The organism is Thermosipho sp. (in: thermotogales), assembly GCF_020054775.1.
GTDB classification, from domain to species: domain Bacteria; phylum Thermotogota; class Thermotogae; order Thermotogales; family Fervidobacteriaceae; genus Thermosipho; species Thermosipho africanus.
In genome coordinates, this window is the sequence record NZ_JAIHAP010000001.1 from 13280 (window position 1) to 36879 (window position 23600).

At 29.3% G+C, this 23600-nt stretch carries 21 protein-coding genes; all 21 read right to left on the bottom strand.

Features of this window, described 5'->3' with window-relative positions; translation table 11 throughout:
• Positions 1-242: 242 nt before the first annotated feature.
• The 21 genes from JG780_RS00085 to JG780_RS00185 all read right to left on the bottom strand — a co-directional run bounded on the left by JG780_RS00085 (position 243) and on the right by JG780_RS00185 (position 23528).
• Complete coding sequence (locus JG780_RS00085; protein ID WP_287568795.1) at positions 243-1661, bottom strand: DEAD/DEAH box helicase; 1419 nt, start codon at positions 1659-1661, stop codon at positions 243-245.
• A 228-nt stretch (positions 1662-1889) separates the two neighbouring features.
• A complete protein-coding gene (locus tag JG780_RS00090) occupies positions 1890-2321 on the bottom strand; it encodes a hypothetical protein (protein ID WP_287568796.1) in 432 nt (143 codons plus the stop codon).
• 34 nt (positions 2322-2355) lie between these two features.
• Entirely contained in the window at positions 2356-2784 is a 429-nt protein-coding gene (locus tag JG780_RS00095; RefSeq protein WP_287568797.1) for a coiled-coil domain-containing protein, read from the bottom strand.
• A gap of 25 nt (positions 2785-2809) precedes the next feature.
• Entirely contained in the window at positions 2810-3526 is a 717-nt protein-coding gene (locus JG780_RS00100; protein WP_287568798.1) for an N-acetylmuramoyl-L-alanine amidase family protein, read from the bottom strand.
• Positions 3527-3536: 10 nt separating this feature from the next.
• The gene (locus tag JG780_RS00105; RefSeq protein WP_287568799.1) at positions 3537-4520 is read right to left on the bottom strand and encodes a C1 family peptidase; all 984 of its coding nucleotides are present in this window, start codon (positions 4518-4520) and stop codon (positions 3537-3539) included.
• A 33-nt stretch (positions 4521-4553) separates the two neighbouring features.
• A complete protein-coding gene (locus JG780_RS00110; RefSeq protein ID WP_287568800.1) occupies positions 4554-4694 on the bottom strand; it encodes a hypothetical protein in 141 nt (46 codons plus the stop codon).
• Positions 4691-4840, bottom strand: coding sequence for a hypothetical protein (locus JG780_RS00115; RefSeq protein ID WP_287568801.1), 150 nt, complete (start codon positions 4838-4840; stop codon positions 4691-4693). Before JG780_RS00115 ends, JG780_RS00110 begins: the two co-directional genes overlap by 4 nt.
• Before the next feature lie 12 nt (positions 4841-4852).
• On the bottom strand, positions 4853-6286 hold the full coding sequence (locus JG780_RS00120) for a hypothetical protein (protein WP_287568802.1): 1434 nt from the start codon (positions 6284-6286) through the stop codon (positions 4853-4855).
• Between the two features lie 16 nt (positions 6287-6302).
• A complete protein-coding gene (locus JG780_RS00125; protein ID WP_287568803.1) occupies positions 6303-6509 on the bottom strand; it encodes a hypothetical protein in 207 nt (68 codons plus the stop codon).
• A gap of 11 nt (positions 6510-6520) precedes the next feature.
• On the bottom strand, positions 6521-8407 hold the full coding sequence (locus JG780_RS00130) for a DUF6519 domain-containing protein (RefSeq protein WP_287568804.1): 1887 nt from the start codon (positions 8405-8407) through the stop codon (positions 6521-6523).
• Between the two features lie 13 nt (positions 8408-8420).
• Complete coding sequence (locus tag JG780_RS00135; protein ID WP_287568805.1) at positions 8421-9407, bottom strand: hypothetical protein; 987 nt, start codon at positions 9405-9407, stop codon at positions 8421-8423.
• Positions 9400-11103, bottom strand: a complete 1704-nt coding sequence (locus JG780_RS00140; RefSeq protein WP_287568806.1) for a baseplate J/gp47 family protein — start codon at positions 11101-11103, stop codon at positions 9400-9402. The genes JG780_RS00135 and JG780_RS00140 overlap by 8 nt, the downstream gene beginning before the upstream one ends.
• Before the next feature lie 13 nt (positions 11104-11116).
• Positions 11117-11494 carry a hypothetical protein gene (locus JG780_RS00145; RefSeq protein ID WP_287568807.1) on the bottom strand — a complete coding sequence of 126 codons (378 nt, stop codon included), beginning with the start codon at positions 11492-11494 and terminating at the stop codon, positions 11117-11119.
• 146 nt (positions 11495-11640) lie between these two features.
• Complete coding sequence (locus JG780_RS00150) at positions 11641-14670, bottom strand: hypothetical protein (protein WP_287568808.1); 3030 nt, start codon at positions 14668-14670, stop codon at positions 11641-11643.
• An 11-nt stretch (positions 14671-14681) separates the two neighbouring features.
• The gene (locus JG780_RS00155) at positions 14682-17243 is read right to left on the bottom strand and encodes a phage baseplate assembly protein V (protein WP_287568809.1); all 2562 of its coding nucleotides are present in this window, start codon (positions 17241-17243) and stop codon (positions 14682-14684) included.
• Positions 17240-18451 carry a hypothetical protein gene (locus JG780_RS00160; protein ID WP_287568810.1) on the bottom strand — a complete coding sequence of 404 codons (1212 nt, stop codon included), beginning with the start codon at positions 18449-18451 and terminating at the stop codon, positions 17240-17242. The genes JG780_RS00155 and JG780_RS00160 overlap by 4 nt, the downstream gene beginning before the upstream one ends.
• Positions 18448-18738 carry a hypothetical protein gene (locus JG780_RS00165; RefSeq protein WP_287568811.1) on the bottom strand — a complete coding sequence of 97 codons (291 nt, stop codon included), beginning with the start codon at positions 18736-18738 and terminating at the stop codon, positions 18448-18450. Before JG780_RS00165 ends, JG780_RS00160 begins: the two co-directional genes overlap by 4 nt.
• A 6-nt stretch (positions 18739-18744) precedes the next feature.
• Positions 18745-19215, bottom strand: a complete 471-nt coding sequence (locus tag JG780_RS00170) for a hypothetical protein (protein WP_287568812.1) — start codon at positions 19213-19215, stop codon at positions 18745-18747.
• An 18-nt stretch (positions 19216-19233) separates the two neighbouring features.
• Complete coding sequence (locus JG780_RS00175) at positions 19234-22641, bottom strand: phage tail tape measure protein (RefSeq protein ID WP_287568813.1); 3408 nt, start codon at positions 22639-22641, stop codon at positions 19234-19236.
• Between the two features lie 21 nt (positions 22642-22662).
• On the bottom strand, positions 22663-22830 hold the full coding sequence (locus JG780_RS00180) for a hypothetical protein (protein ID WP_287568814.1): 168 nt from the start codon (positions 22828-22830) through the stop codon (positions 22663-22665).
• Positions 22830-23528 (bottom strand): T4 family baseplate hub assembly chaperone, encoded by a 699-nt coding sequence (locus tag JG780_RS00185; protein ID WP_287568815.1) that lies wholly within the window; start codon positions 23526-23528, stop codon positions 22830-22832. The genes JG780_RS00180 and JG780_RS00185 overlap by 1 nt, the downstream gene beginning before the upstream one ends.
• Positions 23529-23600: the final 72 nt, after the last annotated feature.

Genomic DNA, 23600 nt, shown 5'->3' on the forward strand with positions numbered 1-23600 from the left:
GTGACTTTTGTTGATATAATTAAATTTGAGAGTTTTGGAGGGCTGTGTTATATATATTTAATATATTATAGAGTATAAAGAAGCTTAATATCTCTATATTATATAATATTTACTTCCGCAGAAGCATAGAAAGTTTTGTAGATTATTGAAGATACTTGAAGAATTTCAGAGGCTTTAGAAAGGTAAAAGCTTCATTTAAGAAGCTTTTTATTTTTTATAAATTGATGTGTATATTTATACAATCAATTTATAAATTCGACATTTTCTTTTCCAAAATACTTAATAATCAGTTTATCATGTTTTGGATACATTTTGTAATCCCAAAAATAATATACAATAGCATCTTTTTTGTCTGGATGTTTTCTTTTAAATCTTCCAATTTGTTGTATAATTTTTACTTTGTTACTTGCTGACGGAGTAATTATAAATCCTCTATCCAACCTTGGAATATTTATTCCTTCTGCAGAGGCTTGATTTATTCCGATAATACAATGCAATTTTCCTTCATTGATTTCTTTTTTAGCTAATTCACCTTCTTTTTCATATTCTTTCCCTCCTATCAAAAGCTTTGTATCTATTCCTTTATTAGTCAACCATCTTTTAAAATTATGAGCGTGAATTAGTCTGTCTGTAAGAAGCATACAGAAATGACCTTGATCTATTTCTGGTTTTAAATACTTATAAATAAGTGAATTTCTTTCTATATTCATTGCTAATTTTTTAGACAATACAATTGGATTTACTTGTAATTCTTCTCTTTCATCATTAAAAACTCTATATTCAAATTCTGTTTTAACAACTTTGATTTTTACTTGATGTATCCTATTAACTTCTTTCAAATTTTCATCAGTAATTCTATAAACAACATCTCCAAATACATCCCACATTAAAAACTCTTTTTTGTCTTTTCTATAATCAGTACCAGTACATCCGAACCGATATTTAGCAGGCATATTGTCTATTGAATTAAGAAATGTAGTAGAAGGAGCATGATGACATTCATCTAACATTATACAACCAAATTCATTTTTGATTTTATCAATTTTTTTGTGAATACTTTGAACTAAACCAACTGTAATTGGTTTAATTATAAATTTTCCTCCGCCTATTATTCCGATTTCACTTTTAGGTATGTTAAATGCTTCACTTAAAAAGTTTATCCATTGATTAAGTAATTTAGTAGTATGAAGTATAATCAGAGTCTTTTGCTGAATTTTCTCAATTATTAAAGACATAATAACAGTTTTACCACCTGCAGTTGGAGTCACTAAAACACCTTGTTGTTTAATAACTGCATTTAAAATCTGTTTTTTTTGGAATTTATCAGGTTCTAATAATTTTCCTTCAATTTTCATTTGAAATTTAAGAGGCTTTTCAAGTGGTTTTTCAATTCTTTTATCATCAATAGAATATTCTATGTTATTTTCTTTTAAAATATTTACTAATTTTCTTATCCCACCTCTTGGTAATGTTACTTCATTTTTTTTGACATATATTGTAGATATAACTTCTGGAATTCCTCTTACATTAAATCCCATATTTCTTTTAATAAAATATTCTGGATTTTTATGAAGGAATTGTTCACGTATAAATTTAAAAACTTCATGATCGATTTCATCTTTTTTAAATCTTAGTCTATTATCGATAGAAATTTTTATCATAAATACCACCTCTTTCGTTTATAATTATATCACAAATTCGATAAAAATAAAAACCGAGAAACATTCTCGATCTGAGATGTTTCTCGGTTTTTGTATATAGTTGAGGTGGTGTGCATGTTATATAACCCTGTCTAGAGCTTCTAGTTAGGCTCTATTTTAATTTTTTATCCATTTTAATAATAAAAATATATACCTTAAATTTGAAGGTCTATAGAGTAAATTTAGATTTTAAATTTTATTTGTGTTTTTTCTAGGATATTCAGTTTTAACTTCTTTTACTGTTGTTTCAAGTAAATCTTCAAAATATTTATCTAAATTATCATATACTAATTGCAATGAATTTTTTACATGAGGTTTAATTCTAGATTTTAAAGTAACTAAAGCATTATTTTTTAACATTATCTTATCTTCTTCTGTTAACTTACCATCTGAAGATGCCTTCAATAAATCACTAACAACAGTCTGTTCAAGTCCCATAACTACATCATAAGCTGCATTTTCTGTAATTTGAATTGCTTCTTGTATTTTTTCATTTTGATATTTTTGTTTCATATAAGATGCAAAATATCCAAGAAGCACAGTTAACAAGGTACTTATTAAAGTTCCAACAATAGGCATTACTGACTGAATTAATAACTGTTGAATAGGAGTTAATTCCACTTTCAAACACCTCTTTTATTTTGATTTTATTTAATTAAAATTTTGTAGAAATAAACCAAGTAATTAAAGATGACAATACAATCAATAATATATTAATTGGAAGTGAATCTTTCCAACTATATTGTGCATGTTCTTTTAAAGAATCTTCATTTTTACTAACATCTTTTTGTATATTTTCTGTTTCAACATCTTTTTTAACTTGATTTAATTTAATTTCAATAACTTCATTTTTAAGGGCTTCAAATTTATTAGTAATATCGTTTTTCATATCTTCTATCTTATCATAGATATTTTCTATGTTTTTAGCAATTTTGTCTAAACTGCCATTAGTTCTTCGTCTTTCTTCAATTAACATTTCTCTTGCTTCTTTAAAACCATCTTCAACTGTTTTTTCTAATCTTGAATAATTATTTTTTAAGACTTCAACATCAGTTATTAATGATTGTTCTCTTTCTGGATCCATGAGGCATTACCTCACTTTCAGTAAATTATTTATTTAGCATTTTGTATCTATATAACATAGTTACAATTTCTTCTCTTGTAGGTATTCTTTTAGGTCCTATTCCATCAATAATTCCGTCTTCAATTCCCCATTTCCAAGCTTCTAAAGCCCAAGAACTGACGTCTTGAAAAGTATTTTCATCTATATACTTGATTTTAAGATATTCACATATTCCTTTAGTTATAGAACATGCTAATTTGTCTCTAAATTCGTCTGAACTTAATAATTTTTCTTCAATGGGATTAGTTATAAATGCTGTCTCTACAAGAATTGCAGGCATTAAAGTATATTTAATTACGTAAAAATTAGCAGTTTTTACTCCTCTATTTTTTAACCCAGTAGCTTTTACTAAATTTTCTTGAACTGATTTTGCTAATTTTTCAGCTTCACCACCAAGTTTCCAACAATAAGTTTCTATTCCATTTGCATTACTTTCGACATTTCCATTACAATGTATACTTACGAAAAAGTCTGCTTTTGCCGTATTTGCGATACTTACTCTTTTTGCTAAATTTTCTCTTTCATCTGTAGGAAAATGAGGGTCGTCTTCAACTCTTGTATAATCAATTTTGACTCCACAAACAGATAATTTGCGTCCTAACTTTAATGCTATTGATAAATTTACATCTTTTTCTTTTAGACCCTGGGGGCCAATAGCCCCAGGATCTACACCACCATGTCCTGCATCTATTATAATAAACATTTTATACACCTCATTCAAGATATTCAACTATGATGTCTTTCTCGCCCTCAATTACATGAATTCTACGTCTTTTAGTCGCAGGAAGTATTGCTTCAGCTTCTATCTTTCTTTTTTCATTATACCACCAATTTATTTGCTCAGCATTTTCTGCCTCAAACAAACCTCTAAACGGTATTACAAAATGACCAGGAGGAATTATTAGTGGAGCTATGTTTGCTTCAATCACTCTTCTTTGCATATCTGTTATAGCCCACACCTCTTGAATTCCACGGTAATCATATGGCATATAGCATAATCCATTTTTACCCCATTCTTTGCCCCAAGAGTTTAAGATTATTAAATACACTTTGTTATTTTTAGTAAAAAATCCAACACAGGTAAGAGAGTGATACCCTCTAATACTACCCTTAGTACTTGAAGTAAGAAATCCGTCTTTACCTACTTCATCAAAGTCTTTATATACTGCTATACAAACATTAATTGCACCACATTTCATTATAGCTGTTCTTATTTCATCAGCGTCTTTCCAATTAACTGCTACATAAGAAAGTTTTTTGTAATTTTGTGCTTTCTTCAAAAGCCTGTCTTTATTTTTATAAACAGCTTCATAACATTCAGTAAAAGAACCAATGACAGGTAAATCTTCATATTCGGGAACACCATCTTTACAAAGTTGCGCCCATGCCTCTCGAGGCTCCATACCTTCTCCTAGATACATACCTGAAGTTCTATTGCCGTAAATCCAACCAGGAGATACCCTTCTAAATTTAGATGTCTCTAAGTATTCTTGTTGTTCAGTAATTGATGCACCTGTAAATGCAACACACATAGAAGTATACCCTTGATCATATACAGGTATATCTTCCTCATTTTGATATGGAGGGACTAAATAATAATCTGGAAATGTTTTTTCAATATCAGTAAATTGATTAAGTCTATAATCACGATAATCAGGTCGTGACGGAATAACTCCAAGTGGACGTTGAATATTCAATTTCATAACCTCCTTAAATTTAAAATTAATTTTCTATTGCTTTTTTATTTCATCCTTTTCGTCTTGTGTCAATGTAGGATATTCAGCTAGGATTTCCTCAACAGTCCGACCTTCTTCTGCCACACGATATTGAATTACTCTTACGAAAATATTTTTCTCCCATGCAGGCATCATTGAACTGCACCCCCAAGAATAGCAGCAATAGCCATTTCTAAATCCATTATACGCTGTTGAAGTTCCTCTTTGTGTATACGCTCTTGTTTTTCTTGTTCAGTTTTCTCAAAATAATAAATATCACCGTCTTTTCGTATTTCAGGCATAAAATTACCTCCTTATAACCAATATAAACAGTATCTTTTGATAATTGGTGAGCTTTGCCCAGAAGCATTTAATAATATTTTTAAAATAATTCTATTATCAGTAGTATCAAAAGTAACATTGTATTTACTTTCTGTATAAAAACTGTCGAATGTATCTTGCTGACTTGATTCAAGAGTAGCCGTTTTAAATGTAGTTCCACCATTATTTGAAACTTGAGGAGTAATACTACTTCCGCTTGGTGTATAATAAGTTATATAAAGAACTGCTTTGCTCACAGTAGTATCTAGCGTTTTTTGTACCGTTTGTAAAACAGAACTACTTGGTGTAGCAGTTAAAACTCTAAACTCAGCTAAATACCCAGAGCTTCCTTTATTAATAAAAAATTTGAATTTAACATATCTACTTGTTACTGCATAATCCCAAGTCGTCGATTTCCAACTATAAGTACTATCAAATCTAAAACCATGAATACAACTACCAACAAGCCATAAAGAATTGTTCGGTGATAATGATATATCAGTAATACCTGATGATGTATATGTCCCATATGTTTTTATTCCTTGTAAACACTTTAAACTACCTAAATCTGCTGTTATTATCGCATAACCACTATATCCTGAACTATATGAATTACCAATAGTTGTGCTTGTATTATTATCAATAATATTAGAAACATTTCTAGCAACTATAGCATCATTATAGTTTGTTATAAGAGTCACACTTGAAGGAATTAATTCAGTTGAACCACTTGAAGGGCATACTACAAGTTTATCTGTTGTATTTATTACTGCAGTTGTGCTTGAAGAATTTATATTATTTGTATTTATAAATCCATCAAACAACATTCCTTTAAAATTACTAACATTTATACTTGAAATATATCCAGAATAATACAATTCTAACCTTGTCCTATAAGAATCATAGATTTCACGAGATAAGTTATTTTCAAGTATAGTTATCTTTTCAATTACATCTTCCCCTCTAACATAGTCTGCATCCAACCCACTATTTACACCATCTACAGTTTTAATTTTAGCTAAAATATCAGATGCTGTATATGTTGAAGTTGATACTGCCCCTATTTCAGTTGCTGTTGGAAATACACTTTGTAATATAAAATTAGTACCATTATACCTCAGTGTATATATATTACTAGCTTTCAAATCTCCTACACTTACATCATTACCATTTGGTTTCTTAATCGGTTTTGCCCCCAAACCATTAACATTTAACGTACTTGCCCCAGTGTTGTCAACATTTATTTTTACTGCAACGCAAAGACCTTCAACTAATGAAGTTGGTGCTGGATTTAAAGTTACAGTATAAGCATTTGCTGAACCTGTTGCTGCAGCATATGTGATTGAACCTATGTTAGCAGATGTAAGATTCCCTGTATGAAATGCTACATTACCACCTATAGTCGTGCCAGATTTCAGTTGAGCCATTTACTTAATCACCTCTCTATGCTAATGTTTGGTTTTCTCTTAATAAAGTAGATGTTAATCTGTAATTAGAATCATAATTTAAAGCACTCCCCTCAATAAATTCTTTAACTTGGATATTACCATTTGACATCAATTTTATAATATTTTCTTCTAATTCAATTAATTCTCCTGCAATATCTAATGAGTTGTCACTATTAATTCTAATAATTTTTGTTTCAGCCATATTTATCACCCTTAAGCTATATATGAAATATCAATACTGTTTGATGTTGAGTTGTAAGTAAATTTGAAATGAGAAGTTATTAAAAAATCTCCGTTAATTTGTAAATTTCCATTAATAGTATCTCCAGATTTATTAACAGCATTTAATTGAGTTAAAGTTACATTATGAGGATTATTTGTATTATTTATATGGTTATTAACTGTAACTAAATTTACATCTGGATTAAATTGCCAACTTGTTTTACCAGTAATTGTTTTTATTCTATTAGCTAACCACGATAGTAATGTTGTAAGATTTGAAGTATCAGCTGTAGGATATAAAGTATCATTTATAGTTCTATTACCAATTTTACTATCTATAACAGAATTGTCTGGATGGTCTAATGTAGATGCATTCTTATGATTATTTACTAAAATATCTGCACCAGTCTGAGCTGCAGTAACATTATGTGGGTTGTTAGTATTATTGATATGATTATTAAGATCTGTAGTAGTTGCATGTCCAGTATGTGGTGAAGAAGCATCAATATGTTGTTTCACTGTAGCTAAATTTACATCTGGAACTGTTCTCCAATTTGTTTTACCAGTAATTGACTTTATCATATATGCTAACCAAGAAAATAACGATGTTATTGTTCCTGAATCAGCAGTTGGTGAACTTGTATCAGTTATTAAACGTGCTCCAATTTTTGAATCTGTTACAGAATTGTCTGGATGATCTAAAGTTGTTGCATTTTTATGATTATTTACTAAAATATCGGCACCTACTTGAGCTGCAGTAACATTATGAGGATTGTTTGTATTGTTTATATGGTTATAAACATTAACTAAATTTGTATCTGGACTTGTTTTCCAATCAGTTTTACCTGTTATAGTTTTAATTCTATTTGCTAAATTTGAAAGTAAAATTAATAATTTATTTGTATTACTACTAGGTACTAAAGTATCATCAACTGTTCTATTACCAATTTTGTTGTCAGTTACAGATCCATCTAAATGATCTAAAATGGCTGCATTTTTATGAGTATTAATTAAGTTCTCAGCTCCAGTTTGAGTTGCTGTTACACCATGAGGATTATTTGTATTATTAATATGATTATATACTGCAGCTAAATTTACATCTGGATTAGTTCTCCAATTAGATTTACCTGTAGTAGTTTTTATCATATAAGCTAAATTTGATAAAAGAGTTTGAAGTTGTGCTGTATCAGAAGTTGGTTGTATTGTATCTGTAATTGTTCTACTACCTATTTTAGAATCAGTCACTGATCCGTCAGGATGATCTATTGGATTTGAATATTTATGACTAGAATATGAAGTAAAAACTTCACGTAAATCAATAATATCAGTACTATTTATAGTACTAACATTAGCTTTTCTATTTATTTGTGCTAATGTTACATAAATATGATCTTGTGGAGCAGTTGGTACTGTTCCTCCTTCAATTATTTTTATATCTTTTCTAAGTTTAAGTCTTTGACTTGTTTCAATAGGTAGATTAGGATGTTTAATACTCGTATCTTGCGTACTATCTATAAATTCTTGCCATATATCAAGATAAACATAATCAGTTCTGTCAGCTGTAGGAGTAGTTAATGTTATGCCTAATTCACTTGCCAATTTATCAGATCTATTAAAACAAAACAATCCGTTAATTAATGCTTTACCTGATTTAACTGTAAAGTCGTTAGAAAGTCCAGTTCCAACAACTTTAAATCCATCTGCATCAAATACGTTAATACCAACAATAAATTGAACGGACATTTTTAATAAATATCGTAATATGTCTTGCAGCTCATTATAATCGTAATCTACAAAAGGTCTACCTTGTTCTTGAATAACTTTTATATAATCTTTAGTCTCATCAAAAGAGTCTCTAGAAATATCAGGTATTCCCATTTTAAATCACTCCTTAATATACGATGATATCAAAATTTACACCTAATGGAGAATTTTCTTCTAGTACATCATTTAAAATCGAAATAATATTATCAACTTGACTTTGACTTAAACCTTGGGGTTTTCTGAAATAAATTGTAAATGACTGTGTTAAATTAAACCTACTTGTATCTTTAAAATCATAACAGTAAAAGAGTGGATCTTCTGGAGTTCCAATCAACAAAAAATTATCTGTTTCAAAATCAGGACATCTTGAATTACTAAATGATACTTGTCCATCAATAAATCTAGGTGAAAATAATAATTTACTAGATCCTTCAATAACACCTGTATTATCTGGATATCCAGAGTAAAATTTCACAAGTCTGTCTAGACCTTCTCTAGAACCACTCCATTTATAAAAATATGTTATGTTAGAAACTATATTTCTTTGAATATCTAATGGAAGTCTTGAATCTAATTTCCATCCCATTTGATTTGCAATATTATTTAGTATTTCTAACGGCATTTTATTAATATCAAATAGTAATTCAAGACTTTTAGTCTGCCCATGTATATATTCTAAGATTTTAGCTAAAACTTTTATAAATTTTTTCATGTCACCGTTATCATTATTTTTGATTACATCAGGTTGAATATTCCATAGTATATTTTCATAATCAATTAATTCTGTTACTGGAACATATTGCTGAGTTAGTGAACTTGTATAAAAGACATTATTATATTTTGTTAATACTGAATAATAATAAATAATATTACTTGATATGTCTAAATCATCAATTATCTCTACTTCATTACTATAACCGTAATCATTAAAATTCAATTGTTTGATTAATAATGATTCAGTATCAATTAAATTATTATTGGCATTTTCGTATTTATCTGTTCTTCTATAAATATATATACTATCATAATATTCATTTGGAGTTGTAAACTTTATCTTAACTTTTAATTCTCCTGGTAATTGATCTATAAATAAATTATCAACTAGTTTAGCCACTTATACCACCACTCAGTACTATATTATATATTCCAGGTTTCAATAATTCTTGTTCTAAAACTTTTGTAATATTACCAAGATATTTATTTGTATAGAATAACCAATAATCTCCATCAGAACTTATACCACCATTTGAAGTAATTGTAAATCTTATTTCATTTCCCAAACTTGTAAATTGTGTTCCTATAGAACCAGTTCCTTTATTAATATAACTTGATGTTGTTTCATCATAAAATTCAACTTTAAAATCAGTTGAATTCAACATTGTAACTTTCCATTCTCCAACTAAATTATTATCTTTTAATACTTCTACAGAATCAAAAGTGTGAAGAGGATTAGCACTTTGAGTTTTAGGATAAACAATTGGAGAAGTTGTAAATTTTGTTATTTCAAGACTATCAATTTCATCTAAATCTAAAATTGATTTATATACAACTCCTAATTTTTCTCCTTCTCCAAAATCTTTTGTTTCCATAGATAAGAGTTTATTTAACACTGTTGTTATTGCTGATTGTGCTATACTTTGTAAATATTGAGAATTTACTTCAGCATATATATCTACATTAACTGGTAAAAAGTAAGGATCGTATACATTTATAATAAATGTTATGATTTTTCTATCATTTAAATAATATTTAACTGCATTTTTTAATTCTTCAGTAGGAATTCCATTATTATCTTTAGAAGCAATTCTAACATCAATTATTCCAGCACTTCCAGCAGTTGCTTGTGCCCGTTTAACACCATTGACATTGAGACATAATGATTTAAAATCAGATTTAGTTACAGCTTTTTCTGTATTTTTAAAAAATATAGGAGCATTTATTTTAGCTTCTTCTATAGTTTCTCTTTCAGTACCTCCAATTGCAGGAGTTAAATTCATTATCGATATTATATTGGGTAAATTCCCTCTGTTTTCAGTAACAGTACCAATTCCTACATTTGTATTTTCACCACCGCCTATTCTATAAGTACAATAAATTTCACTTCCAATTGGAGGTATTCTTCCAATTTTTCCATTTCCAAAAATTATATAAGATCTATCAATTTCATCGACTTCAGTAATAAATATATTTTCGTTACCTCTTCCTGCAAATGTATCAACTTCAGTCCAAGTCTTTAATATATTATTTTCATTAACATAAACTGTATATGAACCATCTATAACTTTTCTATTTTCTAATACAAATCTTTGGTTTGCTTTACCATTACTAATACCAATGTTTTCTAGTGATATTGTAATACCTTGAGTAGCTGAAACAATTCCTTCTGTTTGACCTGTAGGTATTATTAAATCACTATCTGTTTCAAATTGAATAAATTCACCGTCACTATTAATTGCTTTTGTACTAACAGGATAACCAGCTGGAATTATATAATCTTGTATTTGTGGTTCGATTGTAAACTTTATTTGTTCTATTGTTGACGGTTTTGCAGAATGCATTCTATATCCTAAAGTTTTACAAAGTAATATTGCATATTTACGTAAAGTAACTGTCGGAAGACATAATTGTTGAATCATTTTGTCTTTATAAAATGATTCAATATCTCCAAGCATAGATAAAAATTTTCCAAATACATTTCCTAAATTATTTTTATTATATTTTGACCAGTTAGGAAATTCTGAAGAAATTAATTCATTAAACATTTCATAAAAAGAATCAAAATCTTGTGAAAGATAATTAATTTGTGGCATCTTCAACCCTCCTTTAATACAATATTTCTAAACTATAATTTAATACTTTTTCTTCGTTTGTTGATTTAATTTCATAAATAATTTCAATATTATATATTTTGTTGTTGTTATCAAAACTTCCTATACAACTTTTAAATCTTACAAAATCTGATGCAAATTCATTTATAGCTTCTTCAATGTATAAACTACTCATAGTATCTAAAATATTTTTATCAGTTTCAAATAAAAGTAAATGAAGTTTACTACATAAATTTGGATCTCCTAAAATTTCATTTTCTCTTATTGAGAATATAAAAGTTAATAATGAATTTATTGCTTCTTCAATATTACTTGTTGTATTTAAAACTCCGATATTGTTTATTGTAAATGGCCATAAAATTGTATCAGACAAATTTAGCACCCCCTAAGACTGTGTTTGACACTCTGAAATAAACACAATATATAAAATATATTTGGGTTAAAATAACTCACTATAATTTAATTTAAGAAATAAAAATACCCTTCATATATTAATTCTATTATTGTATCTATATTTATTTAAATTATTGTTGATATAGTTGATCTATGTCTATCTACAGAATCAGTTTTACTACCATCTTCATAAAGAATTTTTGAACCCTTACCAAAACAACAATAAGTATGTCTATAATTAGTAGTTACAATTTCTGACCAAAGTTTACTACCTAACTGAACCATAGCATTAGTTAAATTAGTATTTGTCCCTATAGCATCATAAGAAGTTAAAGACCAGTATTTATCTGTTATCGATAATGTTAATAAATCATTTGCTAAATTAGTTCTAGCTAAATCGTCTCCATAAACGTCATAAGTAGTTCCTGAAATATAACTCATGTTACTATCAAAAGTATCTAATCTTAAACCTCTTCCTGTAGTATTTACTATATCTACCCCATCAACTCTAACTACTCTATTTCCACCTACATCTAAACCTGAAGTATCTGGAAACGCTGTTCCGAGTAGAAAGATTTTATGCAATATTTTGTCTTCATAAACTTCATTACAATAAAATCTGTCAGATTTTATACCTATTTCTTCATTATTACTATCATTTTCTTCAGAATCTAATGAAACAGGAAGAATTTCTATGTCGTTTACAAACACTCGGGTTCCTATACTATCAGTACTTTGATACCCAAATCCTATTTTCATTTGACGCATACAGTCATAAGTATTACTATCAGTGCCTGTTTGAGTAATATCTGCAGCTGTTATAGTATATATAAATTCAAATTGTTGCCACTCATCAGTATCAAAAGCTGAAATAGATGTTCCTGCTGGAGAATATAAACCAACTCCCATAGAAGTCCATCCAACAGAATAAGCGAAATAAACCTCCATATTATTAGGAGTACTATGACCTCTATACTTAAATCTAAGTTTCCACGTCCCAGGCTTTTTAACACTGTTTGGTAAATTGACTACTATTCCTCCCCAAGTAGTATTACCACAATCAGGATATATAAGATTAGCAGGTCGGTAAATAAAGTATGAATAAGAATGTCCCGGAACATTACTACATTTAGAAGTATAAACCTTTATGTTAGTTTGTTCATATTTTGACCAGTAGCTGTCAATAACTCCTGTAAAATCAATGTATGTTGGTAAATCTCTTTTTAAATAATCTTGCTTTTCTTTTAAGAGACAGGTGTGTAAATCTCCATTACTCCTTAAACTAAAAGATTTAGCACTAGCAAGTTTTAAAATCTCTTCCTCAGATAAAGCTCTGTCATATATACTTAAATCTTTTACTTTCCAACAGAAATCATAATATAATTCTAATTTACTAGGAGAGAAATTAACAACTTCAGGTTTTGTATGCTCTATACTACTTTTAACATAACCATAATCAGTAAAGAAATACTTAGTCCAAGTACTACCACTTTTAGTAAGTGCAAACCAAAATTCTTTTCCACCAGTCATTATGGTATTAACACTATGCCAATGCCATGGATAACCTTCCGTACTCGTATTGAATTCATCAAATCCAATCCAAGGATTACTATAAGTATAAGTCCCTGTTGCATGATAATCGGATTGCCAAATCTTTTTACCTGTATTTTTATCATATAAATACCACATATATTTATTATATGCTGAAGTGTAGTAAGTTGCCCATAAAAAATCTGGAATAAATCTATAAAATATAGTAAAATCTGAACCTAAATTTAAAGGTAGATCTAATAGCCCATTTCCACTTCTAATTCCTTTGCAATAAGAAGTGTTAAATATATTTTTCTCAAAATGTGGAAAAGCTATTTCAACAGTAATACCATTGAAATTACCCATTGATAATCCAAAACCGCCAGTACCATTTACTGCTTCAGTAACAGCTCCTGATGTAAAGGTTAAATATTGCCACTCTCCTGCCATAAAATTTACTGTCTTTACACAAGTAGGGGCTACATTATGCTGACCTCCACTACTTGAATTAACGTAAAAAGTAATTGTTTTCGTTACAGTCTGATCAACTCTCATGTAACAACTAAAAGATAAAACATCTCCTACAGCATAAGAATATGGATAATAATCAAAAATATAAGTACTAATTGAACCTGGTATACCTTTAAAAACTTTACCCCATACAGGATCATCATATTGTGTGCATAAGTTAGGCCAATAAGAAGCACTATTCCAATGACTCCATTTAGACCAATCTTGAGAAGCTCCTCCGCCAACAGTTTCTAATAAATTTTCAGTTGCTATTTCTATTGCTACCCCTTCGGCTGTCTTAGTTGTATAACTATCTAACACTGGATGTATTACATCTTCAATACCCATTAATAACTCTTGTATTGTAGCTATATTTCCATCATCTATTTCAAATCTTGGTCTACACCAGAAATGTTTTTCAGTTGTTGTAGTAGAATAGTATAAATAAGTTCTATGACCACCAACTGTAGCATCTGGAGCCCATTTAAAATCAGTTAAACTATAAGATGTAATTTTAGTTCCATCAAGTCTATAAATTCCAGTTCTAGGATCTGTGCTCCCAGTATAATCATAAGGGTGGATATATGCCACAAATAACAACCAATTATTTGCCAATTCAGGACATTGACTAATAGCAGGATAACCAAAATACGGATTTGAATTTTTAGCACCATCACTTAAATTGCAAACTGTATTACCCTGACATCCGAAATAAGTTCTGCCATTTCCTACATCTTCTCTCCTAATCCATACACTTAATCTATATCTTTTAGTTTTGTCTATTGGAATATTAGTAACATTCCAACCACCATCAGCATTACTAGTAGCATCATTTTGTAATGATGCCCAAATTACATCGGGAACTCCCCAAGGATTTTCTTTAATTATTATCTGATTTTCAGAAGCTGCGCCATTACAAATAAAATTACCTTGAGAACCACTAGTACCTACTTTCCATACAGAAGTATCTAGTAAATTAGACTTTCGTGATATTCCAACAACAGTATTATCAAAAGGATAATGGTAAACTAACCCATTAAGAATTACTGGAAGTCTTTCGTTAATTTCTTTATTTAATAGAAAATCTTTATTTTTGATTCTAGCTTTTACAGCCATACAGTCTCACCCTATACATAAACAAAATCAAGACTATCTTCTGAAGAATTATAAGTTAATTTATATTTACTTTTAACAAGTATATCTCCATTAACGTCAAGTGTAGATGAAGGTGCTGAAGCTTTTCCCAATGCTAATCCAGTAGAATTCATAAAATGATATATAGTAGAACCTACACCTAATCTAATATCGTTTGCTCCATAAATTGCATCTAAGTTATAAATATTACCTTTTATAACACTTCCACCTGCTTCTCCTAAATATAAATTTTCACAACGAACATTGTTAGGAGTTATCACATTACCACTTACATTTAAATCGCCAGTCATAGTATCTCCAGATTTAAGAACAAAGTCAGTTGAAGGATGACCATTAAGTTTTTCAGAATTATCTACAACACCATCATTGTTAGTATCGTATACTGATTTAAGCATATCACCTGTTCCAATACTAACAACAATATCATCAACATATTTTTTAGTAGCAGGATGGTATAAATCAGTAGGTGTATATGCTATAGTATTATTTTTAGTTAAAACATTTGAAACATCTGCTTTAGTATCTAATGAGGTTTGTAAATTCGTCACATCACTTATTAAATGAGTGTGAGCAAAATCAGTAATATTTGATTTCGTATGGTTGTGACTATTGTCAACTACAGTAGTATTTATTGTTATATTTGATGAACCATCAAAAGAAGCTGAACCAGTCACACCACCGGTTAAAGATACAATCCTTGATGTTTGTAATTTAGTTGCTGTAGAAGCGTTTCCATTTAAGGTAGCGGTAATTGTACCTGCACTAAAATTACCAGATGTATCTCTTTTAACTATTGTGTTTGCTGTATTTGAAGAAGTAGCATCTGAGATTTCTGAACTTGTATGAGTGTGTGTAGAAGGCGTGTAAGAAGATGGTTTGTTTATGACATTATTCCAATCAACATTAGCATCAATTTCTCCTTTTGTTCCGCTAAATACTTCTGAAGTATTAGTAGCGTCTGGTATAAATATAAACTTACCAGTAGAATCATCAAATCCAAAAAACCCTTTTTTAGCTACTGAACCATTATGCCATCTAAATTCTATACCTCTATCTTTATTATCGTCGATTACTGGATCTGTATCTCCACCCAAAGTTAAAATAGGATCATCTACTGTAACTGTATTACTATTTACTGTAAATGTAGTTCCATTTACAATAAGATCTCCAGTTACAGAAAGGTTTCCTCCGACTTGAAAATTCCCTGTAGTTGAAGAATGATTATGACTATCATCTGCTACAGTAGTATTTATAGTTATATTTGAACTACCATCAAATGAAGCTGACCCAGAAACATCTCCACTCAAAGTTACAGTTCTAGCTGTTTGCAATTTAGATGCTGTAGCAGCATTACCAGTAAAATTACCTGAATTATCAATTGATGTTTTAGTTGTATTATTAACTTTAAAATCTACAATATTCCCAATTCCGGTAGTATTTACTGTATTTACTGTCGAACTTGTTAGAGTATTATCAGTATTTTGTAAATGTTTCTTAGATACAGCATCAGCTAAATTAGCTTCTGTCTGTGTATAAGTATCTAATAATGATTTATTTGAATGAGTATGTCTTGCAGAAGTATTAGCAACTACATCAACATTACCACTTACTGCAGAATCAAAATTAATTATATCTGTAGTTTGATGGCTGTGACTAAAATCAGTAATATCTGATTTTGTATGTGAATGTGAAAAATCAGTAATATTTGATTTTGTATGATTATGACTATTGTCATTAATAGAAACTACACCATTTGAATCAACTGATATATCTCCACCTGATTTTATTCCACCAATTATTGTAGGTGATGCAATTGGTATAGAACTTAACTTTGAATTCCAATTATCCTTCTCAGATTGTGATACAAACATATTGTTTGTATCAGTAGTTATCATATTAGCTGGATGACTTTCTGGATGAGTATAAACGTTAATTTCAACTCCATCAACTTTAATATTTCCATTAATTAGTGAATCTTCTACTATTGAACCAGCTTTTATTGTATTCCAAGTTTCTTTTTCAGTGTCAGTTACAAACCTGTGTTCTGGATCTTGTACAATTCCATTAGGGTCTAATCCGTCACTTTTAATTATAACTGATTTCCCAGTATTTATATTTCTAACTTCAACATTTCCTGTATCGTCGTCTATTGTTAAAACAACTTTTTTTGTTTTTAAAACTTTGATATACGGTTTACCTTGTGTTTCAGAAGGAAGTTCTGACACTCCATTAGGTTTTGCAAACCAAAATCCTGTCCATATTGGATTAGATATTAATCCATATTGAAATTCTATCCAAACTCCGCTTCCAACTTCTGGTGTAAAAAATTGACCTATATTATTAGACCCTCCATAAGGAACACAAGGTAACGCCCAAGGTGATAATTCGTTACCGTAAAAAAAAGGCTGTCTAACCCTAATTCTACCTCTCTTTTCAGGGTCATTAATATCAGCAACAATTGCTTGATATTTCCCCCAATATCTTGCATCTTGATTAGGCGTTAATATACTTTCAAAATCTGGCACATTAATCACCTGCCTTCATAATGCATTTTTTGTTCTATTTCTTTTCCAGTAAAACCATCTACAATAATTGAAAACTTATCTTTAATAGTATTAAATAATGAGCTATAATTGTTATTTTTATTATCTACATTTTGTATATTACTACTACCACTACCGAGTGAAGTTTTAGTTGGTCTTAAAAGACTAGCATTAACTCTATAACCATTACTATCGATTCTATGACTTATTGATTTTATAAACCACTTACCACTAAATTTTTTACCTACATTTAAAATGTTAATATTTACTCCATTTGTCAATCCAGGGAGACCTAATGTCGATAAAGATGCTTCAATTAATATCTCATTTCCTTGAATTCCTGTACCAGTACTACTAGTTCCAGTTCCAATATTTAACAGCTTTGAAGTATTAGGAAGAACTTTCTGCATTAATTTTTCTCCTTGCTCTGTTATGAATTTTTCTACACCTGTAATACCATCAATTACCCATGTTCCAGCTTTATTTATTTGACTTTGTATATTATCACTCAATCCTAATTTTTGTCCAATATCGCTTACAAATGCTCTGAAAATATCTTTAGAATCTGGATCAATTCCTTCTATTACTGAACCTTCAGCTAAACTTTGAGTCTTATAAGAAGGATCAAAACTAATAATAAGACCATTATCTTGATTTTTATAAATTAGAGTTAATACTGGAGCTTTATTCCAAAGTTCACTAGGAACATAGTTTGCTGGAGGTGTTGAACTACTTCCAGTAGAACTTGTAGCTCCTAAAACAGAGCCAGGATAAGCAGATGATCTATTTGTTCTAATTCTTCCAGTACCACCATAAGGATTATAAACAGAAGAAGAAGTTTTAGTTGAACTTGTTTTTATACCTCGTATTGTATTCTTTGGTTTTTTACCTGAACCTTTATAACCATAAATTGTAAATGTTTCTAAACCTTCATAATCTTTTATAGTAAAATCACCATCATAATCATATAAATTAGCATATCCATAAACTATTGATAAAGTTTTACCATCTTTAATTAGTGGATTGTCGCTGACAAATTGGTCTGAATTTTCAAATGAAATTGTTATCATATCTTGTTTTTCTTCAGCATATTCAATTTCTATTGAAATTATTCTTTGATTAAGTTCATTTGAAATTTGAGCTCCATTTAAAGTCAAATATACATAGGGTGTTAAAACTTGTTCATAACTTGTAATCATAATATTTCTGTCACCACCCTATATAAACTCGGTATATAAATTATTCTTCCAATTTCAATTTCTTCAAAGAAAAACATAATATTATTATATTCAGCAATAATCCACCATAATTTATCATCATTTAAATATTTTTTAGCAAGTAAATCGAGTCTATCACCTTGACTCCAAATATGTTCTATATCATCGTCACTTTTCCTTATTTTTAAAGGATCAGTTCCTCCAATATAATATATATCATTTTCTTTAATAACAACACACCAGCTGTATCTTGACTTGTTTAAAGCCATTACATATCACCTCACCATATCGAAAGACCAAGATTTTTTAATAGCTTCTTTTATTGTAACTTCTAATGACATTAATTTTATTCTACCGTCTGGAAAATGGTCTTCTATTTTTCTGTTTGCATCTGTTATAACTCCTAAAAGTGAAATAGCATTTGGCCATATAAATACAACTTTGTGAGGTGCATTTTGAATAGAAATATTAGATCTCACTGGATAAGTTCTTGCTCTTATCCAGTGAGCGATATACATAGCATTTTTATTATACATAGCATTTAATTGTATTGTAAAATTTACTGATCTTTCTCCACTTGCAACATATTGATAAACTGGATGAGAAATTCCTGGTATAACAATTTCAGTATAATTAACTGATCTTCGATCTTCCCATTCTGGAGGATTATACTGGAATATAATTTTTTCAGATGTATTCCAATCAACTAAATATGCTTTTATAATTTTTGTGTTTCCAGTATACATTAAAATTCACCTCCTATTTTATTTGGGAATGTTATCATATACTCTTCTTCTATTTTGATTATCGACGCGATTTGCAATCGCTTGTGCAACTGTTTTACCATCAAGTTGTACATAAACAACATTTTCACTTCTCATTTGATTTGCTACATTTATATAACGTTGCATATCCTGCAATTGCTGCAATAGATTATCATTTTGTCCAGCTGCATATGGTGCGATAAAATTAATAGGTTCTTCAGTTGGTAATTTAACTCTTTGTCTATTTGTTGTTGGAATTGGAGATGCTCCAGTACCATTTGGTCCACCATAAAATTCACTTCTAGTGTCTAATCCTAAGAATTTTGCAACTGCTTCTAATGCTTTTATAATAGGATCAACTATATGATCTTTAATATATTTTCCAATTTCTATAATTTTTTGTATAAGTGGACTTTTAATTATTCCTTCTTTAAATTCGTTAAATTTTTGCACTACTTTATCCCAGTTTTTCCACAATAAATATACTGCCAAACCTAATGCTATAACAGCTAATGTTATTAACAATACAGGACCAAGAGAAAGTGCCATCGCAATAAATCCAGCAACAGCTTGTCCTAAAGCTATACCTAAATTTACTAATGAAGTTACGGCAGCCATAATTGTTCTTCCAGCAAAAATCGCAAGTTTTACAATTGCAATTCCTATCCATTTTACTAACTGTATAAAATCTTTAATTATAGTTTTTCCTATTTCAAAAGAAAATTTAGCTAAACTTACTATACTTCTCCATATCCACATTCCAAATTGTTTGAATACTGGAATCATAGCTTTTAAAAATACTTTTGCAAAGTTGAATACTGCTTTTATTAAATCTACAAATGCTTTATATAAGTCAATTACAAACCTTTCGATAGCTCTAATTATTCTTTCACTTGCATCAAAAAATCTTACAGTAAATTTCCACAAATTTGAAAACGGAGTAATTAACCATTTTAAAACTTGTTTAGAAAAGTTTTTTAATTTTTGCACGTTAGCAGACTGTATAATATTTTTAATTAAAGTACTTATACCTTTCTGTATTCCAAATTGTTGTATGAATTTTGCAGAGTCTTGAATTCTTTTTGTTGTATTTTGCATAAGTTTTACAATATTAGAAGGTATTGTGAAGATATACCCTATAAAGTTTTGCCAAAAACTTTTTCTTATAGTTTGAGCTGGAACTTTTGTTTTTGTACTCATTTTCTTCATTTGTTCTGCAATTTCAGGGAAGAAATCTTGCAAGTCATATTTTTTAACATGATGATATATTAATGCTTTCATAGAACGTCTTGTAGCTTGTGACATAGTTCTATTTTGCATTTCATCTAACGCCCATAAAACTTCTTTATAAGCTTTTTTAGCTTCTCCTGTTAATTTTTTAATCTTTATTGGAGTTAATACATTAGTTAATATTTTTTGCCAATTTAATCTTTGTGCAGCAAAGAAATTTTGAACTGTTTTAATTGAATTAAAAATCCAACCTATACTTTTAAATGCTACTAAAGGTCCTAATATACTACCAAGTACTTTTCCAAAAAGTCTAAATTTTTCTACATCAGATTCAGTTACTGATTCTCCTAAAAATCCAAATGCGCGACCAGCTAACATAATTAAACTGATTATAGGTTTAAATATTGTATAAATAATATCTATCATTGGAGTAACTATTGCTTTTATTATTTCGAATGTATTTTCTATACTAGTAACAAAATTTGTTAAAAATATTTTAATTCTTACATAACCCATAAATAAATGTTTTACAAAATCCCATAATCCTAAAGATTCTAACATAGATTTGAGTTCAGCACTTATATAGCCATATCTTAAATTATTTAATGAAGTTACTAACTGCCATAAACCTCTTATAACCATAACTGTATTATATGCAAATTGTTTCATTCTATTACCTATTGAATCTAGTATATCTCTAATTCCAGCAAAATTTGATTTATATGCTAAATATAATGCAGAAATTGCTAATATTATAGGTGTAAATGTAGTGAATAACAATTTCATTCCTTGTATCATTTGAAAAGTTCTTTGTATTGCCAAATACATAGTACTACTCATCAATTTTTGAATTCCAATTACAGTCCATATAACACCAGCTAAAAATAGTAAAGCACCTGTTAATGTAACTATAGAAAACGTTAATTTAACTATTGTAGGATTAGTTTTTATGAAATTTTGTGCTAATATCATAAAGCTACTTGCAAAATCTATGACAGCTTTTGCTGGACCCTGTATAGCTTCTGTAATCAATTCAAAGAAATTATGAACTCTTTGTTGAAGAATTTGTAATCTTTCTCCTATACCTTGGTCAATAATATATGCCATTCTTTCAGCAACTGTCATTCCTTGCATCATGCCATTTCTTACTATTTCTTGCATTTCTCTTAATTGATCTGTTCTATTCCATAATAACTGTAATACTGAAAAAGCTTCTCTTGAACCAAATGCTTTTCGTAGAGCATATATATTTTTGACTTGTGCACCACTTGATATTTCTATTGCTTTCATAGCATCTTCAATAGTTTCATATTTAGTAATATCAAAACCTTCTGGTATTTTAACAAAATCTTTTTTAATTCTATCGACTAAATCTGCAATATTTAATAAATGACCTTCAGCATCAGTAATAGGATAATTAAATTCTTGAGCAGCTTCAATAGCACCTTGTACAAATGCTCTTAATCTCGTTCCAGCCCTACTACCAGGCATTGTCTGTTGTAAAAGTCCTAATGCTGCTAATTGTTCTTCCATATTGTATAATACTGCAGAAGCGTCAGCATTTAAATCATTGAATGCTAAAACCATTTGATGACCTTCAGTTTTAAATGCTCTAACAGCTTCAGTTAAACCACCAGCAAACATATTCATGAATTGTTCATCAGACATATCTCTATACAGATCTTTGAATATACCATGAGCAGTAGCAAAAAGATTTGCCATTTCTTCAGTATCAGCTCTTGTAGCTTTAGCAACTATTGTTGCATTTGCAGCAAACTTTGCAACTTCTTCATCACTTAACCAATACATTCCTGATCTAATCCAATATGCTGCTTCCATAAAATTAGCTCTCGTAATACCAGCATATTTGTTTGATATTTCTAACGATTTATCTAAAAGTAAATTTATATCAGTTAAACCTTGAGCTACAACTTGATATAATTTACTTTGCGTTTCAAATGACGAAGCTAAAATTCCGAAAGGCGCTAATAATGCTACAGTACCAGTAGCCATCATATCCATACCTTCTCTAGCTTGGTACATGGCTACAATAAATCTGTAAGAAAATTGTCTTGCTGTTTCATCTAAACCAAGCAATGCCCGCTGTATTCTTCCAGCGGGCATTGAAGCATAATCTCTCATTGTTAATATTAGTCCTAATCCTAATGCGTTTAACATTTTATATTTAATTCACCTCCTCTATCTTCTACTATGTCTAGCTGCAGATTCAATTGCATTTTTTTCTCGTTTCTTTTCTTCTGCTAATCTATTTAAAAACCAATCAATATCATCTACTGACATATTCATAAAATCATTTAGTGTTATCGTTATTAATCCACCGTAACTTGCAAAAAATATTTCTTCCATTATCTCTTCTTTAGACTTTTGGGAAAGAAAAAATTTGAGTCAATAGGTAGTTCACTTTCAAATTCAGCTTCACATTCAGGACATTCAAGGTTAATTGTAGTTTCTATTCCACAATCACATTCATCTACATATTCACGAAATGCATAAATATCATCTGCATCAAGATTTTCAAAAAAATCTTCGTCTACCATTGGCTCTCCTTCAATACTATCTGTTCTTAACATTAATAATGAAGTAATAAGTTTATCAGATTTTTTCTTTAGTATTTCTTGCATCATTTTTTCGTGTTTACCTTTAAGTAAGTGAAAAGTTACTTCTTTTCCACAATTGGGTAATCTAAATTTAAGATTTTCAGTTGGTCTTCCATTTAAATATTTTACATCTAAGTCTTTTAAATTAAACCAGTATTGACTTGTAGTATCGCAATAAGGACATTTTACTCTAAAATCAAATTTACTTCCAAATGTAACAATTCTTATTGCAACCATTGCAAAATATTTATCACCTATTAACCATTCATTTAAATCAGATTCTTGGGCATAAGGTATACATTCTTTTATAACTTCATCAAAAACTGTTCCTTCTTTTACTAATTTTCGATTAGCAAGAGCATTTTGTGCTTTACCAGTCATTTTTTTTACTTCAGATTCAAAACCAGAAGGAAATTTAACAAGTTTACCGATTTGAATATCTAACATACTTTAACCTCCATTTTATTTTATGTTTGAAATTTATTAATAAGGGCCTTCCAACGTGGGTTAAATAGAAGG

Coding starts and splice junctions, on each gene's coding strand:
- JG780_RS00140 (WP_287568806.1), bottom strand. CDS start 11,103: ATGCCACAAATTAATTATCTTTCACAAGATTTTGATTCTTTTTATGAA.
- JG780_RS00130 (WP_287568804.1), bottom strand. CDS start 8,407: ATGGGAATACCTGATATTTCTAGAGACTCTTTTGATGAGACTAAAGAT.
- JG780_RS00165 (WP_287568811.1), bottom strand. CDS start 18,738: ATGGCTTTAAACAAGTCAAGATACAGCTGGTGTGTTGTTATTAAAGAA.
- JG780_RS00120 (WP_287568802.1), bottom strand. CDS start 6,286: ATGGCTCAACTGAAATCTGGCACGACTATAGGTGGTAATGTAGCATTT.
- JG780_RS00085 (WP_287568795.1), bottom strand. CDS start 1,661: ATGATAAAAATTTCTATCGATAATAGACTAAGATTTAAAAAAGATGAA.
- JG780_RS00170 (WP_287568812.1), bottom strand. CDS start 19,215: ATGTATACTGGAAACACAAAAATTATAAAAGCATATTTAGTTGATTGG.
- JG780_RS00150 (WP_287568808.1), bottom strand. CDS start 14,670: ATGGCTGTAAAAGCTAGAATCAAAAATAAAGATTTTCTATTAAATAAA.
- JG780_RS00115 (WP_287568801.1), bottom strand. CDS start 4,840: ATGCCTGAAATACGAAAAGACGGTGATATTTATTATTTTGAGAAAACT.
- JG780_RS00110 (WP_287568800.1), bottom strand. CDS start 4,694: ATGATGCCTGCATGGGAGAAAAATATTTTCGTAAGAGTAATTCAATAT.
- JG780_RS00100 (WP_287568798.1), bottom strand. CDS start 3,526: ATGTTTATTATAATAGATGCAGGACATGGTGGTGTAGATCCTGGGGCT.
- JG780_RS00095 (WP_287568797.1), bottom strand. CDS start 2,784: ATGGATCCAGAAAGAGAACAATCATTAATAACTGATGTTGAAGTCTTA.
- JG780_RS00160 (WP_287568810.1), bottom strand. CDS start 18,451: ATGATTACAAGTTATGAACAAGTTTTAACACCCTATGTATATTTGACT.
- JG780_RS00180 (WP_287568814.1), bottom strand. CDS start 22,830: ATGGAAGAAATATTTTTTGCAAGTTACGGTGGATTAATAACGATAACA.
- JG780_RS00125 (WP_287568803.1), bottom strand. CDS start 6,509: ATGGCTGAAACAAAAATTATTAGAATTAATAGTGACAACTCATTAGAT.
- JG780_RS00185 (WP_287568815.1), bottom strand. CDS start 23,528: ATGTTAGATATTCAAATCGGTAAACTTGTTAAATTTCCTTCTGGTTTT.
- JG780_RS00175 (WP_287568813.1), bottom strand. CDS start 22,641: ATGTTAAACGCATTAGGATTAGGACTAATATTAACAATGAGAGATTAT.